Annotated in this window: 18 protein-coding genes and 1 riboswitch; of the genes, 16 read left to right on the top strand and 2 right to left on the bottom strand. The window is 48.8% G+C overall.

Going from position 1 to position 16,372, the window contains the following annotated elements; all coding sequences use genetic code 11:
- The first annotated feature begins 12 nt into the window (after positions 1 to 12).
- From KI362_RS12125 to KI362_RS12085, 9 genes are all read left to right on the top strand, one after another.
- Positions 13 to 246 (top strand): hypothetical protein, encoded by a 234-nt coding sequence (locus KI362_RS12125; RefSeq protein WP_044477609.1) that lies wholly within the window; start codon positions 13 to 15, stop codon positions 244 to 246.
- Between the two features lie 48 nt (positions 247 to 294).
- Positions 295 to 678 (top strand): spore coat protein, encoded by a 384-nt coding sequence (locus KI362_RS12120; RefSeq protein WP_301627433.1) that lies wholly within the window; start codon positions 295 to 297, stop codon positions 676 to 678.
- A gap of 195 nt (positions 679 to 873) precedes the next feature.
- Positions 874 to 1,374 carry an Lrp/AsnC family transcriptional regulator gene (locus KI362_RS12115; RefSeq protein WP_044477610.1) on the top strand — a complete coding sequence of 167 codons (501 nt, stop codon included), beginning with the start codon at positions 874 to 876 and terminating at the stop codon, positions 1,372 to 1,374.
- A 13-nt stretch (positions 1,375 to 1,387) separates the two neighbouring features.
- On the top strand, positions 1,388 to 2,602 hold the full coding sequence (locus KI362_RS12110; RefSeq protein WP_301627432.1) for an aminotransferase class I/II-fold pyridoxal phosphate-dependent enzyme: 1,215 nt from the start codon (positions 1,388 to 1,390) through the stop codon (positions 2,600 to 2,602).
- A gap of 113 nt (positions 2,603 to 2,715) precedes the next feature.
- Positions 2,716 to 3,015: an aspartyl-phosphate phosphatase Spo0E family protein gene (locus KI362_RS25555; protein WP_301627431.1), complete on the top strand. Its 300-nt coding sequence runs from the start codon at positions 2,716 to 2,718 to the stop codon at positions 3,013 to 3,015.
- Between the two features lie 84 nt (positions 3,016 to 3,099).
- Positions 3,100 to 3,672, top strand: coding sequence for a cob(I)yrinic acid a,c-diamide adenosyltransferase (locus tag KI362_RS12100; RefSeq protein ID WP_301627430.1), 573 nt, complete (start codon positions 3,100 to 3,102; stop codon positions 3,670 to 3,672).
- Positions 3,669 to 4,613 (top strand): RluA family pseudouridine synthase, encoded by a 945-nt coding sequence (locus KI362_RS12095; protein WP_301627429.1) that lies wholly within the window; start codon positions 3,669 to 3,671, stop codon positions 4,611 to 4,613. The genes KI362_RS12100 and KI362_RS12095 overlap by 4 nt, the downstream gene beginning before the upstream one ends.
- Entirely contained in the window at positions 4,610 to 4,981 is a 372-nt protein-coding gene (locus KI362_RS12090; RefSeq protein ID WP_301627428.1) for an arsenate reductase family protein, read from the top strand. Before KI362_RS12095 ends, KI362_RS12090 begins: the two co-directional genes overlap by 4 nt.
- A complete protein-coding gene (locus tag KI362_RS12085; protein ID WP_301627427.1) occupies positions 4,978 to 5,868 on the top strand; it encodes a 5'-3' exonuclease in 891 nt (296 codons plus the stop codon). The genes KI362_RS12090 and KI362_RS12085 overlap by 4 nt, the downstream gene beginning before the upstream one ends.
- 33 nt (positions 5,869 to 5,901) lie before the next feature.
- Here the strand turns inward: KI362_RS12085 and KI362_RS12080 are convergent, their stop codons facing one another.
- Positions 5,902 to 6,204, bottom strand: coding sequence for a DUF3055 domain-containing protein (locus KI362_RS12080; RefSeq protein WP_301627426.1), 303 nt, complete (start codon positions 6,202 to 6,204; stop codon positions 5,902 to 5,904).
- A gap of 224 nt (positions 6,205 to 6,428) precedes the next feature.
- On the opposite strand from KI362_RS12080, the gene KI362_RS12075 reads away from it, so the two are divergent.
- Entirely contained in the window at positions 6,429 to 7,436 is a 1,008-nt protein-coding gene (locus tag KI362_RS12075) for an HRDC domain-containing protein (protein ID WP_301627425.1), read from the top strand.
- Positions 7,437 to 7,545: 109 nt separating this feature from the next.
- Here the strand turns inward: KI362_RS12075 and corA are convergent, their stop codons facing one another.
- On the bottom strand, positions 7,546 to 8,481 hold the full coding sequence (gene corA, locus KI362_RS12070; protein ID WP_044477623.1) for a magnesium/cobalt transporter CorA: 936 nt from the start codon (positions 8,479 to 8,481) through the stop codon (positions 7,546 to 7,548).
- A gap of 422 nt (positions 8,482 to 8,903) precedes the next feature.
- A riboswitch (SAM riboswitch) is annotated at positions 8,904 to 9,022 on the top strand.
- 93 nt (positions 9,023 to 9,115) lie between these two features.
- Here corA and metA point away from each other — a divergent pair.
- The 6 genes from metA to KI362_RS12040 all read left to right on the top strand — a co-directional run bounded on the left by metA (position 9,116) and on the right by KI362_RS12040 (position 15,892).
- Positions 9,116 to 10,051: a homoserine O-acetyltransferase MetA gene (gene metA, locus KI362_RS12065; protein ID WP_044477624.1), complete on the top strand. Its 936-nt coding sequence runs from the start codon at positions 9,116 to 9,118 to the stop codon at positions 10,049 to 10,051.
- 74 nt (positions 10,052 to 10,125) lie between these two features.
- Positions 10,126 to 11,259 (top strand): aminotransferase class I/II-fold pyridoxal phosphate-dependent enzyme, encoded by a 1,134-nt coding sequence (locus tag KI362_RS12060; protein ID WP_374705658.1) that lies wholly within the window; start codon positions 10,126 to 10,128, stop codon positions 11,257 to 11,259.
- Complete coding sequence (locus KI362_RS12055) at positions 11,256 to 12,395, top strand: trans-sulfuration enzyme family protein (RefSeq protein ID WP_301627423.1); 1,140 nt, start codon at positions 11,256 to 11,258, stop codon at positions 12,393 to 12,395. The genes KI362_RS12060 and KI362_RS12055 overlap by 4 nt, the downstream gene beginning before the upstream one ends.
- 245 nt (positions 12,396 to 12,640) lie before the next feature.
- Positions 12,641 to 13,780 (top strand): cyclic dehypoxanthinyl futalosine synthase, encoded by a 1,140-nt coding sequence (mqnC, locus tag KI362_RS12050; RefSeq protein ID WP_044477627.1) that lies wholly within the window; start codon positions 12,641 to 12,643, stop codon positions 13,778 to 13,780.
- Positions 13,781 to 14,120: 340 nt separating this feature from the next.
- Complete coding sequence (locus KI362_RS12045) at positions 14,121 to 14,924, top strand: putative sporulation protein YtxC (RefSeq protein ID WP_301627422.1); 804 nt, start codon at positions 14,121 to 14,123, stop codon at positions 14,922 to 14,924.
- Positions 14,925 to 15,058: 134 nt separating this feature from the next.
- Complete coding sequence (locus KI362_RS12040) at positions 15,059 to 15,892, top strand: tyrosine-protein phosphatase (RefSeq protein ID WP_301627421.1); 834 nt, start codon at positions 15,059 to 15,061, stop codon at positions 15,890 to 15,892.
- Positions 15,893 to 16,372 lie beyond the last annotated feature (480 nt).

Below are 16,372 nucleotides of genomic sequence, written 5' to 3'. Positions count from 1 at the left end.
GGAGGAGTCAACATGAACAATCACCAAATGCAGGCGCTCTCCGGCAAGGAGCTTAATTACATCGCCGATAGTATTGCCAATGAGGACATGCTGATCAAGATGTGTGCTGCTGCGGTCCAAATCTCGACACATCCGCAGATTACGCAGGCAGTTACCCAGCATATTCAGGCTCACGAACAGCACATGGACAAGCTTCGCGATGCGCTCAAGCAGCATCAGCCGCTTGCCCCCGGACAGACACAATAGCCTTGCTCCACACATCCATGGACTATAACGACAACAGGAGGGAATCAAGTGAACAATCAGCTTCAGAATGACATGCTGCCGCAGGATGATCTGTTAAAAATAATGCTGGCTGACTTGAGACGAACTTCGCGCGAATATACGACGGCAACAACGGAAGCCTCATGTCCCGCAATCCGCAGCTTGTTCTCGGAACTGACCGATAGCACCTTGAAATTGCAAGGCGAACTGTACAAGCTGATGGAGCAGCAGCAGATATATACCAAGCCTGCCGGGGCTTCACGTAAAGAAGTAGATCAAAATCTGCAGGAAGCGGAACAGGCATGCATGAAGGCGAAGCAACTTGTCGCTCAGCATCAAAGTCAGCTGGGAAGCGTAGCTGCACATATGTCTAACGTATCCGCTCATCAGGTGAATACAAAGCCATATAACTAGCCGTCAGGGCTACAGTTCAAGGCTACAGTACGTGCTCGGCTTGCAAGTCATCGGCGTTCGCTTCGGGGGAAATCTTCCATGAAGCGGACGTTTTTATTTGCAGGAGTAACAAATTCATGTAATATAAGTAGTAAATTTGATTCCGAGACTTTAGGTGTGATTGACCTGAATCGGAACAGCGCTGGAGGATGAAGCATGAAACCATTAAGCGAATTGAAGCTGAAAGTGCTGGATCTTCTGAGAGAGGATGCCCGCCGGGATCCTAAGCTGCTGGCGACTTTGGTAGGCTCGTCGGAGCAGGAAGTGGCTGAGGTGATCGCCGAGCTTGAAGAGGATCATGTAATTGTGAAGTATGCGACAGTGGTCAATTCTAGCAAGTTGGATGATGAGAAGGTAACCGCACTGATCGAAGTGCAGATTACACCTGAGCGCGGACGCGGCTTTGAAGCGATTGCGGAGCGGATTTACTTGTTTCCGCAGGTGATGTCCGTCTACCTCATGTCTGGCGCCTATGATCTGCTCGTAGAGGTTGAAGGACGCAACCTGAAGGAAGTCGCGAGCTTTGTCTCCGACAAGCTGTCTCCGCTGGAATCGGTACTGTCGACGAAGACGCATTTTATTCTAAAAAAATATAAGCAGGACGGTATCATCTTCGAGGACCCTGAGGAAGATCGCCGTCTGATGATTTCTCCGTAAAGGAAGTAATGTCATGAGCATTCATTCACAGGAAGAGCAGCACATGGAATCGGCCGGCAAGACGATGACGTCCTATTTGGCGCCCCGCGTACGGGATATTCAGCCTTCAGGGATACGCCGCTTCTTTGACCTGGCCAGTGGAAACAAGGATATTATTACGCTGGGTGTAGGGGAGCCCGACTTTATTACACCCTGGCATGTAAGAGAAGCCTGCGTATATTCTTTGGAGCGTGGATTTACAAGCTACACCAGCAATGCGGGCACCCCAGAGCTGCGGGAAGCCATTGCAGAGTACTTAGATAACAGTTATCAGGTAAAATATAATCCAAAGGATGAAATTCTGGTTACGGTAGGAGCGAGCGAAGCGATTGATCTGGCCTTGCGTGCTTTGATCGTACCCGGGGACGAGATTCTTATCCCTGTTCCTTGCTATATCTCCTACTCTCCAATTACGGCCGTCGGAGGCGGCGTGCCCGTTGAGGTCGAGACCTTTGCGAAGGACAGCTTCAAGCTCCAGGCCGCGCAGCTTGAAGCCAAGATTACGCCTAGATCAAAGGTTCTGATTCTTAATTACCCGAGCAATCCGACGGGGGGAATTATGAGCTATGAGGACTGGCTTCCCATTGCCAAGCTGGTCGAAAAGCATGATTTGATCGTTATTTCCGATGAGATTTATTCAGAGTTGACCTATGGAGAGAAGCATGTCAGCTTTGCTTCGATTCCTGGCATGAAGGATCGCACGATTCTCGTCAATGGCTTCTCCAAAGCCTTTGCCATGACGGGCTGGCGGATGGGGTATGCTTGCGGACACCCGGACTTGATCTATGCGATGTTAAAGATCCACCAATATACCGTCATGTGTGCTCCGGTCATGGGACAAATTGCTGCGCTTGAGGCCTTAAAGAACGGCCTGGAGGAAAAGGATCATATGGTGGAGTCGTATAATCAGCGCAGACGGCTGATTGTTCAGGGCTTGCGGGACATCGGTCTTGCCTGTCATGAGCCGCAGGGCGCTTTCTATGCCTTCCCAAGCATAGAATCAACCGGACTCACCTCCGAGGAGTTTGCTACGGGCTTGCTGAAGGAGGCCAAAGTTGCCGCCGTACCGGGCAATGTCTTCGGCGCAGGGGGAGAAGGCTTCCTCCGCTGCTCCTATGCGACCTCTGTGAACCAGATCAGCGAGGCGCTGCACCGGATCGGACAATTTGTCCACCAACTGAATAGATAACAACCTGTTATTCCCGGAGCGCCGAGAATTTATCGCAATTAACAGTTATTTCAATAATTAATTGATCATTGGATGATTCCCATGGTATAATTTGATTTTGGAAGGTGCTTAAGATGCTCTGGGAGGGATTTCTTTTGGGTTGTGGTGAGAGTAAATTGCCATTCGAAATGGATGATTTTACAGCTGGAAATGGCAATCATTTGAATGAATGGGAAGATGAAGCGAGTCGGATGACTTCACCACATGCAGTATCTCCCTATACACTGGAAGACGAAATTCGCATTTTACGTTGTAAGATGGTAAAGCTGTTTCAACAAGAGAACTCATTTACATCGGATAATGTGATCGAGATCAGCAGTCTTCTTGACCTGAAAATCAATGAATTTATGAGGACATATCAGAAACATGAATAGCAGCACCTTGGAGACGCCGGAAGGCGTTTCTTGTTTTTCATCACCAATTAGCGATATATTGGAGACAGAAAGCGGGGAGAGCATATGAAATTGTATACGCGAACCGGAGATACGGGGCAAACCTCGGTTATAGGAGGAAGAGTCGATAAGGATGATCTTCGGATAGAGGCTTATGGTACGATTGATGAATTGAACAGCTATGTTGGCTTGGCTGCCGCTTACGTGGATCCTGCGCGCTTCGGAGACTTAAGCGACCAGCTTCAACAGATTCAGCATGAATTGTTCGATTGCGGAGCTGATCTGGCCTATGCGACAGAGGATGAGGATCGGTATAAAGTCCGCGAAGAGCTATCGGCTCGGCTCGAGGTTTGGATGGATCAATATCAGCAGGAAACGCCGCCAATCGAAAAATTCATCCTTCCAGGCCGAACCCAATTGGCTGCAGCACTCCATGTCTGCCGGACAGTCTGCCGTCGTGCTGAACGGAGAGTAGTGAGTCTTTTCCGGACCAAGCAAGGCAATGCGGAGGTTCTGATCTATCTCAACCGGCTGTCCGATTATTTCTTTGCGGCTTCACGGGTTGCCAACTACCGTTTGGATCAGGAGGATGTCGAATATATTCGCAGTGCCAATGTGTTCGGCAAGTCTGGGAAATGAGCTCGTATTATGATCCTATCTCTTACCTGGTAACCGAGGATGAGAATGGCTGGCAGGTAAAGAAGGTATTGCAGCGAAAGCTGGGGGTATCCCGCAAGCTGATGTCACGAATCAAGCTGACGGAGCGCGGTGTACTGTTGAACGGAACCAGGGTGTATATTAGCGCGCTAGTGAAAACGGGGGATTGGGTATCCATCTCCCTGGAGAAGGAGTCGTCGGAGGATATACTTCCTCAGCCTATTCCCTTTGATATCGTGTATGAAGATGACGCTCTATTAATCGTGAATAAAGCATCGGGTATCATTGTGCATCCTACCCATGGTCACTATACGGATACATTAGCTAATGGGGTGGTGTACTATTGGCAGGAGCAGGGGAAGCAGTATCGCTTCCGACCGGTGCATCGGCTGGATCAGGAGACAAGCGGTTTGATTGCAATTGCAAAAAATGCATATATTCATCAGCATATTTCCGAGCAGTTGATCGCAGGGACGGTGACTAAAAAATATACAGCTCTGGTGTACGGGTGCCCGGAGCATCCGGAAGGCACTATTGACGGTCCCATTGACCGGGATCCGGAGCAGCCTCACCGGAGAATCGTTACCCCGGAGGGTTACCCTGCTTTGACAAGCTATAAAGTGATTCATTGCTATCCGGGTGAAATAGGAGCACAGGTTGAATTACGCCTAGGTACCGGGAGAACCCATCAAATCCGGGTTCATATGACCTCGATCGGCCATCCTTTGATAGGGGACAAGATGTACACCTTGGAGCATGGAGAGACGGACTCCATGGAGGAGTGGATCGGGAGACAGGCCCTGCATGCTTCAGAGCTGGGATTCCGGCACCCGTTAACTGGAGAAGAACTGTTATTTAAGGCCCCGTTGCCTGCCGATATGCAGTTGCTGAGACAGAGACTTGAAGGAGGAACAGAAGGATGAGCAGACTGGTTGTCTATCAATATCCCCCGTGCGGAACCTGCCGCAAGGCAGTGAAATGGCTGGAACAGCAAGGATTTGAGCTTGATTTGCGCAATATCAAAGAGGCTCCTCCATCCGTTAAGGAGCTCGCTGAACTGCTGGACAAGAGCGGACTGGAGCTGAAGAAATTCTGGAATACAAGCGGTGACGCCTATCGTGAGCAAGGATTGAAGGACAAGCTTCCTGCGATGAGCCGCGAGGAGCAGATGGCATTGCTCGCTTCGAACGGGATGCTGATCAAGCGGCCGATCGTATATGACGGCACCCGTGTGACAGTAGGCTTCAAGGAAGAGATGTATGAGCAAGCCTGGAAGGAGAATCTAGAATGAACCTGAATATGGAAGAAGAAAAGGTTCTGCTTGTCGACGGCATGGCTTTGATGTTCCGGGCTTACTACGCCTCTGCCGTGACAGGGTATATCCGTCGGACCAAGGCTGGCTTGCCAACCAATGCGGTGTATGGATTTATGCGTTATTTCTGGGATGCGGTTCAGAAGTTCGATCCGACGCATATTGTTTGCTGCTGGGATTTGGGCGGGAAGACGTTTCGAGCAGAACAATTTGCTGGTTATAAGGGGAACCGCTCCGAGGCGCCGGATGATCTGATTCCTCAGTTCGCTGTCATTCAAGAAGTGATGGAGAGCCTGAACATTCCGAATATTAGCTGCCCGGGTTATGAGGCTGACGATTGTATTGGCAGCCTGGCTTCCCGCTTCAGCAAGGAGATGGATGTCTATATCCTGACCGGGGATCATGACATGCTTCAGCTGGTCAATGAACGTACCCGGGTTATTATTATGAAAAAGGGCCATGGCAATTACAGGGTCTACTCCCCGGAAAGCCTGATGGAGGAGAAGCAACTGACGCCCCGCCAGATCATCGACCTCAAGGGTCTTATGGGGGACACGAGCGATAATTACCCCGGAGTAAAAGGCATTGGCGAGAAGACGGCGCTGAAGCTTGTGCAGGAATTCGGCTCCATTGAAGGGATTCTGGCGAATCTGGATTCCTTGTCCAAATCCGTTCGAACCAAAATTGAGAATGACCTGGATATGCTGCACCTATCGAAAAGCCTCGCGGAGATCCGCTGCGACCTGGATGTGGTCTGCACGGCGGACGGCTGCCGTCTTAACCTTGATCCGGTCACTGTCATCACCAAGTTTGAAGAATTGGAAATGGCGAGCATGAGTGCATGGATGGGACTTGCTGCAAATTAAAGCGGAGCAAGAAACAGACTGACGAAGCTTCGTCTAGTCTGTAAAGTAAGGGTCTCCGACAACCTGAACCAGGAACAATCGAAGCTCTGACGCCTCCTCCTCATTCAGCTTGAAGACATGCTCAATATACCCTTCCTCATCCAGATCATCACTACCAAGGATGGCGCTCTTTCCGTTTTGCAAATCCGTCACCAGCTTCTTTCCGTAAAACCGGTTGGTGGAGGTAACCGCGAAGTCAAAGCGCTGCAAGGAAGGTCCGATGAAGGTTACGAATCGTGTGGATGTCTGTTCCGTGCTGTCGGATAAAAAATCCAATTCTTGTTCGGGCTCTGTCATTTCTAATCCTCCTGTAAGGTATTCTCTTGTCATTATAACGATTTCATGAGTCAAGGAGCAATGGAAAGCAATAAAGATGAGGCCATATTGACAGTTTGGATGAGCATGGTATTATTAGGAATAACAGTATATGGTTACGGGGAAGCACCTCTCTTGAATATTCAAGGGGGGTGCTTTTTTTATTTGCCCCTGATACCGGAGCTGAACTTGAAGGAGGGATTATTATGAGAATCATTTTTTTGAACAGTCTGGAGAAGCAGCAGAATGGGACGATGCCCCATAACGCCCAGGTCTGGATTGGAGAGGAAGAGGGAATCTGGCGGATGGGCTGGAACGAGACCATTGCGGAGAGCAGCACAGAGACAATCTGGTACGAAGGGGCCTCCTGGTCAGAGATGCTGCATGTATACAGGCATCAATTGGTGATCAGGCTGAGCGAAGGCTTTCGTCCGGTTCTGGAAGGGATCTGGGATGGACAGGACGGGTATCAGGGACGGGGGGTGGCGCAGAAGCTGCTATGCTACAGCGACCTGCATCCTAATGAAGCATTATATAGCGAACTGAGCTTGTGGAGACGGAAGAAGGCAGCCGAGCTGCGCAAGCCTCCGTACATGATTGCAAGCAATCGGCTGTTAAAGCTCATCAGTGTATTTAGGCCGTTAACCAATGAAGAGCTGATGCAGCTTCCGGGAGTTGGAGCGGCAAAAGCAGCGGAATACGGTCAGGAATGGATTGCGATGATGGCTTCTGCTGCTGGAGAGCGCCCCGGCCATTTTCCATTGGATTGGGTAGACAGACAGATTGATGATGAGGTCTATCGCGCCTGGGTATACAAGCAGAAGGAGGCCAAATTCCGCATGGAGACAGAAAGGATCACTGTGCGGCGCAAAATTATGGATGAGGCCGTCCGCGGCTCCAATTTGGAAGGGATTTGTACGGCGACAGGACTTCAGCGCAGAGAGCTGGTTGAATGGCTGGAAGTGCTTGAGAAGGACGGCTATTCCATGGACGAGATTATCGGGAAGGAACTGGAGGGCATGGCCGTAGAAGATATCCAAGCGGTGTGGGATACCTTCGAGGAGCTTGGCGATCAATTATTGAAGCCGGTGCTTCAACGGCTGTATACAGCCGAGGCGATTGAAGCCGCTGGACAAGAGACACTTTATGAACGTCTGCGGCTGATTCGCATGAGATTCCGGAGAGAAAGAAGCTATAACCGAAAGGCGGTATGATCGTCCGTATTTAAAAGAAAAGGACGGCCGTTAAGATACTGCCCGGAAGTATTCCAGGTCCGTATCTTAACGGCCGCCCCTGTAACAATTTACAGATTAATCTTTGATTTCAGATCCAATCGCGCTTCCGGAACAGATAGAACATTCCTGCCCCAAGCGCCAGCATTACGCCAAGCACAATGTAATAACTGTATTGCCCATGAAGCTCTGGCATATGATCAAAGTTCATCCCGTAGATCCCGGTAATCAGGGTCAGCGGAATGAAGATCGTTGTGATTGCTGTGAATACTCTCATGATTTCATTCGCTCGGTTCGCGATGGCGGCCTGATAGGCTTCACGCAAGTTGCCTACAAGCTCTCTGAAGGTATCGAAGTTTTCGGAGATCTTAACGGCATTTTCATAAATATCGCTGAAGTATTTTTGCAGCTGATCATCAATCAGCCGCAGGTCCTTTTTGTTCAGGATATTAATAACTTCCTTCTGTGGTCCCAGCACCTTCTTGAGCCATAAAATTTCGCTTCGAAGACCGATGATTTCATTCAAATGCGAGCGCTTCGTATGCATCAGAATGTCTTCTTCCAGGTTCTCAATCTTGACCTCGATCCGATCGCCTACGGTGAAATAGTTATCCACTACAAGGTCGGTTAAATAATACAAAAACCGGTCAGGCTCGCTGACCTCCTGCTCCCACAGAATCGGCTTGATCGCTCTAAGCTCATTGATCTTCTGCTTGGTCACGGTAATGATATAATGCCGCCCCAGAAACATGCTGAGCGCACGCAGGAAAATCTCTTCATCATCATAACGGATGCTGTTCACGACAATGAAATAATGATTATCATAGGTTTCAATCTTTGGCCGCTGTTCTTCTTCCGTCATACAGTCTTCGACTGCCAGATCGTGCAGAGAGAACAAAGGCTGAAGCACTTCAAGGTCTTCCACGTCCGCATCAATCCAGTAGAAGCCTTCCTCCGGTGCGGTTGTCGTTAACTCAACATTTTCAATAACTGTAAAAATACCCTTCATTACGTGCCGAATCTTCATTCGAACTCACTCCTTTATTCAGACCGTAACCGGCCTGTGTGCTCAGTGCTGCATGGGAGCATAGGAAAGAGAATGCGATTCGGGTAAGGGGGCGGGCCAGACACGCCAAAGCAGGTGTTTCTATAGTAACACCGGGAATAAAAAGAGCCCGCCGGCACACACCGTCGCCTGGCTATTCGCTTTCCTATGCAGTTGAAACTTCAGGACAATACTGTGGGGCCTCGGGTCGCCTTCCATTCTCGGATTCACCTCTTTATTTAGTGGTCGTAAATACTTGTCTAGTATAACGCCGGGATGGAAGTAGTTTCAACCAAAAAGATTCTGTGACACAGACTGAAAATGGCTTGTGAAAATTACTATTTCATGTATAATGAAAATCAGCATATCAAATTTTAAGTTTACAACTGAATATGAAGACGATTTTCTTATCAAGAGCAGGTGGAGGGACTAGCCCGATGAAACCCGGCAACCGGCGATACGTCGCACGGTGCTAATTCTTGCAGAACATGAAGTGCATACTTCGTGCTCTGAGAGATGAGAGAGGCGCATGTTTTATAAATGACGACCTTTCTCTATGCGAGTAAGGTTTTTTTATTATGCAAGTTGAGCTCACATTTCAAAAGGAGTGATTCAAATGCCGATTAAGGTGCCCGATCATTTACCGGCCAAAGACGTTCTGACAGGTGAAAATATATTTGTGATGGATGAGAGCCGCGCTTATCAACAAGACATCCGTCCTTTGCGGATTGCCATACTTAATTTGATGCCGACCAAGGAGACGACCGAAACCCAGATTTTGCGCCTTCTTGGGAACACGCCGCTTCAAGTTGAAATCGTCTTGCTTCATCCAAGCACCCATACCTCGAAGAACACCTCTGCCGATCATCTGCAAATGTTCTATAAAACCTTTGAGGAGATTAAGGACCATCGGTTTGACGGCATGATTATTACCGGTGCTCCGGTAGAGCAGCTCGAATTTGAAGAAGTAAACTACTGGAACGAGCTTAAGGATATCTTCGAATGGAGCAAGTCGCATGTGACCTCGACAATGCACATCTGTTGGGCTTCCCAAGCGGGATTGTATTACCACTATGGCGTCCGCAAGCAAGCCTTGCCGAAGAAATGCTTCGGAATTTTCCCTCACTGGGTGAACACCCCGCATGTGAAACTGCTTAGAGGCTTTGACGGTGTGTTCCAGGTTCCCCATTCCCGTCATACGGATGTGAACCGAGCGGATATCGAACGCCATTCCGAGCTGGAGATTCTTGCGGAATCGAAGGAAGCAGGTATTTACCTGGTGTCATCGAAAGACGGCAAGCAGATTTTCGTGACCGGCCACTCCGAATATGACCCGGACTCCTTAAAATGGGAATACGACAGGGACGTAGCCAAAGGAATGGAAATTGATCTGCCTGTAAATTACTACCCGAATGACGACCCGACTCAAACGCCGTTATCGACTTGGAGAGCACATGCTAACTTATTATTCTCCAACTGGCTGAACTACTATGTGTATCAAGAAACGCCCTATGATATTGATCAGAGTTCCGAGTTAATATACCATATTTAAAAAATATGCTGGAGGGAAGCAAAGTGGGAGAGAACAATTGGCGTATTGAAAGCAAGCTGGCTCAAATCGGCTCGATGGATGAGCCGGTAACGGGAGCCGTTAATTATCCGATTTATCAGGCAACAGCCTTTCGTCATCCGAAGCTGGGCCAAAGCACAGGATTCGATTATGCCCGTACCAAGAGTCCGACCCGGAGTATCCTGGAGGAGGCATCAGCTTCACTGGAAAGCGGGGATGCTGCATTTGCCTGCAGCTCCGGTATGGCAGCATTGCAAACGGTGTTTAGTCTGTTCTCACAAGGAGATCACCTGATCGTGTCTCTTGATTTGTATGGGGGGACCTACCGCCTGCTTGAACGAATTTTATCCCGTTTCGGGATTACAGCCTCTTATGTCGATACCAATGATGCGGACGCATTGGAATCTGCACGGAAGCCGCATACCAAAGCGGTGTTTATCGAGACGCCGACCAATCCGCTGATGATGATTACAGATCTGGAAGCCGTCAGCGGGTGGGCGAAGCAGCATCAACTGCTTACGATTGTGGATAATACGCTGTTGACACCGCTCTTTCAGCGTCCGATCGAGCTGGGTGCGGATATCGTCGTACATAGCGCCACCAAGTATTTGGGCGGCCATAACGACGTGCTTGCCGGGTTAATCGTTACCAAGGGAGAAGAGCTGTCGAATGAAATGGGCTTCCTGCACAATTCGATTGGCGCCGTACTTAGTCCGTCTGACTCCTATCAGCTTATGCGAGGCATGAAAACCTTGGCACTCCGGATGGAGCGCCATGAGAGCAATGCGCTTGCGATTGCCCGCTACCTCAAGGAGCATCCGCAGGTGGAGACCGTGTACCATCCGGGTCTGAGCGACCATCCGGGTTATGAGATTCAGAAGAAGCAGTCCAGCGGCAACACGGGCATCTTCTCCTTCAAGGTTACAGACGCAAGATACGTTGAGCCGGTGCTGCGTCATCTGCGGTTAATCGCATTTGCCGAGAGCTTGGGCGGGGTGGAATCGTTGATGACTTACCCGGCGGTTCAGACCCATGCCGATATTCCTGAAGAGATTCGCGCTGCGGTCGGTGTGGATGATCGGCTGCTCCGGTTCTCGGTGGGCATCGAGCACGTGGATGATCTGATCGGGGATTTGGCACAAGCTCTCGAGGCGGCTCGGCAAGAGGTGGAAGGAGGAAGCCATCAATGACTAAATTCGATACGAAGCTGATTCATTTCGGCAGTGAAGTAGATGCGGCAACCGGCGCCTCCAGCGTGCCGATCTACCAGGCTTCTACCTTCCATCACCATGACATCTATAATCCGCCGGAATACGATTACAGCAGATCCGGCAATCCGACTCGTCAGGCACTAGAGGAATATATTACTCTGTTGGAAGGCGGAGCACGGGGATTTGCCTTTTCCAGCGGCATGTCTGCTATTTCTACGGCATTTATGCTGTTCTCGGCCGGTGATCATCTGATCGTTACCGAGGATGTGTACGGGGGGACTTATCGGCTGCTGACCCAGATTCTAAGCCGGATGAACATAGAGACAACCTTTGTTGATATGACGGACTTGTCTGCTGTCAAGGCTGCGCTGCGTCCGAATACGAAAGGGGTCTTTATGGAGACGCCTTCGAATCCGACCCTGAAAATTACCGATATCGCAGCGGTTGCCGCATGGGCAAGTCAGCATCAATTGATCAGCATGGTGGACAACACCTTTATGACTCCTTACTACCAGCGCCCGATCGAACTTGGAGTAGATATTGTCCTGCATAGTGCGACCAAGTTTCTCGGGGGACATAGCGATGTGTTGGCTGGACTGGCAGTCGCGCGTACCGAAGAACTGGGTAATCAGCTGAAATATTTGCAGAATGGACTGGGAACCGTCCTGGGAGCGCAGGAATCCTGGCTGCTTATGCGCGGGATGAAGACGCTTGGAGCCAGAATGGAGCGCAGCGAGACAAGTGCCCGCAAGCTGGCAGATTGGCTGCAGGGACGGTCCGATATCCCGGCGGTCTATTATCCTGGACTTGCTTCTCATCCTGGGCGGGAAATTCAGGAGAAGCAATCCACAGGGTATGGTGCGGTTGTCTCCTTCGATGTGGGCTCTCAAGAACGGGCAAAGCAGGTGCTTAGCCGGGTCAAGCTTCCGTTGGTGGCTGTCAGTCTTGGAGCCGTGGAGAGCATCCTCTCGTATCCGGCGATGATGTCTCATGCTTCTATGCCTGCCGAGGTGCGAAGCGAGCGTGGAATCACGGACGGATTGCTTCGCTTCTCTGTGGGACTCGAAGATATCGAGGACTTGATCGAGGATTTGGGGCAGGCGCTTGAAGGCTAATGATGAAGTGACTGTTGCTGGTGTGTTTAGGATGGCTTAGTTTAGCCAGAAAAATTCGTGAGCAACAGCGATCGCAAGAATAATTTATACGTTGCCTAACTCGTACAAACCTTACGCGCGTATTAATCTTATGCATACAAACATTAGTTCGCTGCATGGCACCTGAGAGAATCGGGTGCTGTTTTTTTAAAATGAGTATGTTACGATATAGTAGCAATTTAAAGGAAATGCAAGGAGGCAGATCCATGGCCGTAATTGACCATATTTTAAACAAAGCATTGCAGGGCGAGCGCCTTGAGCTGGAAGAGACAATTGCACTTTTTGATTCTAATGAAATAGAGAAGATGGGCCATACCGCCAATGTGCTGATGGAACGCAGACATCCGGATCCGATCACAACCTTTGTTATCGGACGAAATGTCAATTATACGAACATCTGTGACGTGTATTGCCGGTTCTGTGCATTTTACCGCCGGCCAGGGTCGGAGGAAGGGTACGTTCTTCCCGATGAAGTAATTATGCAAAAGATTCAGGAAACCGTTGATGTTGGCGGCACTGAAATTTTGATGCAAGGCGGCACGAATCCTAACCTGCCCTTCAGCTATTATACCGATTTGCTTCGGAAGATTAAGAGTCAATTTCCGGATATTACCATGCACTCCTTCTCTCCGGCGGAGATCATGAAGATGAAGGAAGTGTCGGAAGGGCTTAGTCTGGAAGAAGTTGTGCGCGAGATTCATGCAGCCGGACTGGACTCCCTTCCCGGAGGCGGCGCAGAAATTCTGGATGACCGGACCCGCCGTAAGATCAGCCGATTGAAGGGCTCCTGGCGCGACTGGATGGATGTTATGCAGACTGCGCACAAGATCGGCATGAATACAACAGCGACGATGGTCATTGGTCTTGGCGAATCCAATGAGGAGCGGGCGCTTCACTTGCTTCGTGTTCGCGAGGCTCAGGATGAATGCCTGAATAACAACTATTCTTCCGAAGGCTTTCTTGCCTTTATTCCATGGACCTTCCAGCCGGATAATACGAATTTGAAGCTGGAGCGTCAGACACCGGAGGCTTACCTGAAGACTGTGGCGATCAGCCGGATCGTACTGGATAATATTAAGCATCTTCAATCCTCCTGGGTAACGATGGGGCCTGAGATTGGCAAACTGTCGCTTCGTTACGGCTGCGATGACTTTGGCAGTACGATGATTGAAGAGAATGTGGTGTCATCCGCGGGTGCGACTCATAAAGTCAACATCGAATCGATTCTGTCGATCATTCGCTCCGCCGGCAAGATTCCTGCTCAGCGTAATACTCGATACGATATCCTGCGCGTATTTGATGACGAGCAGGCTAAAATCGAAAATGATTTCATCATGCAAAACTAAAATATGATAAAACGTTTGTTGAGTTATCCGGCCGGATGAACTCAACAAACGTTTTTTATTTTCCAAATTAACTAATCTTGAGGAAGGGGGAGTTCATGCGAATGAACTCAGGTAAAGCTTAAAGCTGTACCGTTTTTAGCGAATTGGAAATGCTGGTTAACATTCCATAAGCCTGACCTCGTATATCCGTTTCTTCCCCGCCATATACTTTGGGAAGACAACGAAAGGGGCGGAGCGTATGGGATATTTTGTATTAAGGGCAGATCGAACCGGTACTGATCATGGCACACGGCTCCTTGAATATATAATTGGAAGAGGCAGCGGAATGGGGGGACATAACATGCCTCCACAGTCATGGACGATTGATTATGATGAGTCGGGCAGAGCGCTCGTTCAAATGAAGGACAGGGACGAAGAGGCAATCAACAGTATTGCAGCAGGCTTGGCGGATTATATTCTAGAGCAGTGCGAAGCTGACCTTGCCGGTGTCTTGGCTGATCGGCGGTATGCCTTTGTTGAGCCGAACGACCGGGCCCGGGCCGAGCGGTTCTGGCTTAGCTTTCTTAATGGAGATGAGGCAGGGGATCAATTGATTCGGCAGCGCCGGAGAGAGCTCGTGCTGAACACACTCCAGAGTTATTTGCTTGAATCCCAGTATTTGGATCTAAGCGGATTTATTGCCTTTCGGCTGACGCTGTACAAGGAGATGCTGCAAGAGACGATTGACTTGGCCATGGAGGAGTATTTGCTGGATCAACAATATGAAGAGTTCCTTCAATTGCTGCAGTACTTTGTCCAATTTCAGGAGCCTCTGACTCCTCTGGTGCACCTCGTCCATCATGGGGGCCAGGAGTTCAGCATATTTAATCAATCCTTCTCGCCGATCCGTGAAAGCTCCAGCGGCATGGTGGTGGCTAAAATGGGCGATCTGGAACTGGAGATGGAGGATCAGGTGGTCAGCACGCTAATATCCTTGTCCCCCGACCGAATCCTGCTTCATACCATGGCACCGGAGACCACAATTATATCCACAATCCGCACCATTTTCGGGAATCGGGTTCAGCTGTGCCAGCAGTGCCCGCATTGTAATCCGGTGCACACAACAGCCAGGAAGCAAGATCAGGAGTGCCACGGAGGTTCTTGACGGACCTTGCCGATATCTATAGAATCTCCGAATAAGAGCGTCCGTCCGGTAAGGTCAATTGTATTGGCTTGCGGGCGGATGCTCTCTTTTTTCTGATTCCAGCACGACAGGGAGGATTTGTTGACACCATTATAATGAAATGTTTAAATGTTGTTTATTACATTCCTTTGGAAAGTGAGAATAACATGATAGATATACATACGCATATCCTGCCTGGACTGGATGATGGTGCGCAGACTTGGGAAGATACAATGAATATGGCCAGGGTTGCGGCCTCAGAAGGTATCACAACAATAATAGCAACACCGCATCATGCGAACGGGAGATATGACAACATAGCTAGCGAAGTGGTAGAGCACACCAAGCATGCTAACGAACAGTTGATAGCGGCCGGGATACCTGTTACGATCTTGCCTGGACAAGAGATCCGGATGCATTATGATTTTCTGGAGGCTTGGTATAGAACGGAGTTGCTTCCGCTGGCGAACTCGAAGTATGTGTTGCTTGAGATGCCTTCCTCTCGAATACCACAGGAAATTTATGAGCTAATTCATGAACTTAAAATAATGAAGCTTAAACCGATTATCGCCCATCCTGAACGTAATGCCGAAATTATGAAGAATCCGGAGCGGCTGGGTGAATTAATTGATTTGGGCGCCTTTGCCCAGGTTACAACTCATTCCTTGCTTGGGGGTTTTGGCAAACGAATTGAAAAATCGGCTTGGTCCCTTTGCAAAAACGGTCTTATTCATCTCGTTTCATCAGATGCACATCATGTTGAACGCAGGGGCTTCCGATTGCGTGAAGCCTATAATGTAATCTCTGAGCGGCTGGGGAGACCATGGGAGACTTATTTTTTGAACAATGCACAGTGTGTTATTGAAGATAATTCATTTGGTACTCAACCGGCATCAGTGCCTATTGAGGGGAAAACACGTCGAATGCTATCTTTTTTTCATAAAAATTAGCTCGTATTTAGGACTATACCCGCTCTTTGGAGGAGTAAATTAGGTAATAAGGTATCGGTATTTTTCGGGTTAGTTGTACTCCTGAAGTTGTAAATTAATGCTGACTTTTTCGAAAAGTCCTGAATTGATACATTTTCAATAAGAACTGATATTATGGCACCTCGTTTTTTTTGAACCAAGTAAACCGTTTTTTTGCGGTAAAACTTGGTTTTTTTATTATTTAAAGTGAAAATTCGTATAATTCTACAAAATTTTAAGCTATAAAAAAAGGGTAATTTACTTAAAATTTTACTTTTTTAGTCCTGTTTTTTTAGGACGGTGGACAATAGTCCCTAATTAGCGGAACATTATATCATGTTTTGCAATAATTATCCTTTTTAAAGTTATGCATTAAACAGGAAAAAACCTTTATTTTTCAAGGAAAGGAAGCTGTTATAGGCGATAGATTTAGAAATCAAAGAAGGAGATTTTATTATGATT

Origin of the sequence: Paenibacillus apis (genome assembly GCF_018333295.1) — a bacterium.
GTDB lineage: Bacteria > Bacillota > Bacilli > Paenibacillales > Paenibacillaceae > Fontibacillus > Fontibacillus antibioticophila.
The sequence above is the reverse complement of the archived record's forward strand: the minus strand, read 5'-3'. Positions and strand labels throughout refer to the sequence as shown.

Coding starts and splice junctions, on each gene's coding strand:
- KI362_RS12055 (WP_301627423.1), top strand. CDS start 11,256: ATGACTAAATTCGATACGAAGCTGATTCATTTCGGCAGTGAAGTAGAT.
- mqnC (WP_044477627.1), top strand. CDS start 12,641: ATGGCCGTAATTGACCATATTTTAAACAAAGCATTGCAGGGCGAGCGC.
- KI362_RS12080 (WP_301627426.1), bottom strand. CDS start 6,204: ATGACAGAGCCCGAACAAGAATTGGATTTTTTATCCGACAGCACGGAA.
- KI362_RS12125 (WP_044477609.1), top strand. CDS start 13: ATGAACAATCACCAAATGCAGGCGCTCTCCGGCAAGGAGCTTAATTAC.
- KI362_RS12040 (WP_301627421.1), top strand. CDS start 15,059: ATGAAATGTTTAAATGTTGTTTATTACATTCCTTTGGAAAGTGAGAAT.
- KI362_RS25555 (WP_301627431.1), top strand. CDS start 2,716: ATGCTCTGGGAGGGATTTCTTTTGGGTTGTGGTGAGAGTAAATTGCCA.
- KI362_RS12090 (WP_301627428.1), top strand. CDS start 4,610: ATGAGCAGACTGGTTGTCTATCAATATCCCCCGTGCGGAACCTGCCGC.
- KI362_RS12045 (WP_301627422.1), top strand. CDS start 14,121: ATGCCTCCACAGTCATGGACGATTGATTATGATGAGTCGGGCAGAGCG.
- KI362_RS12110 (WP_301627432.1), top strand. CDS start 1,388: ATGAGCATTCATTCACAGGAAGAGCAGCACATGGAATCGGCCGGCAAG.
- KI362_RS12100 (WP_301627430.1), top strand. CDS start 3,100: ATGAAATTGTATACGCGAACCGGAGATACGGGGCAAACCTCGGTTATA.
- corA (WP_044477623.1), bottom strand. CDS start 8,481: ATGAAGATTCGGCACGTAATGAAGGGTATTTTTACAGTTATTGAAAAT.
- KI362_RS12075 (WP_301627425.1), top strand. CDS start 6,429: ATGAGAATCATTTTTTTGAACAGTCTGGAGAAGCAGCAGAATGGGACG.
- KI362_RS12085 (WP_301627427.1), top strand. CDS start 4,978: ATGAACCTGAATATGGAAGAAGAAAAGGTTCTGCTTGTCGACGGCATG.
- metA (WP_044477624.1), top strand. CDS start 9,116: ATGCCGATTAAGGTGCCCGATCATTTACCGGCCAAAGACGTTCTGACA.
- KI362_RS12060 (WP_374705658.1), top strand. CDS start 10,126: ATGGATGAGCCGGTAACGGGAGCCGTTAATTATCCGATTTATCAGGCA.
- KI362_RS12095 (WP_301627429.1), top strand. CDS start 3,669: ATGAGCTCGTATTATGATCCTATCTCTTACCTGGTAACCGAGGATGAG.
- KI362_RS12115 (WP_044477610.1), top strand. CDS start 874: ATGAAACCATTAAGCGAATTGAAGCTGAAAGTGCTGGATCTTCTGAGA.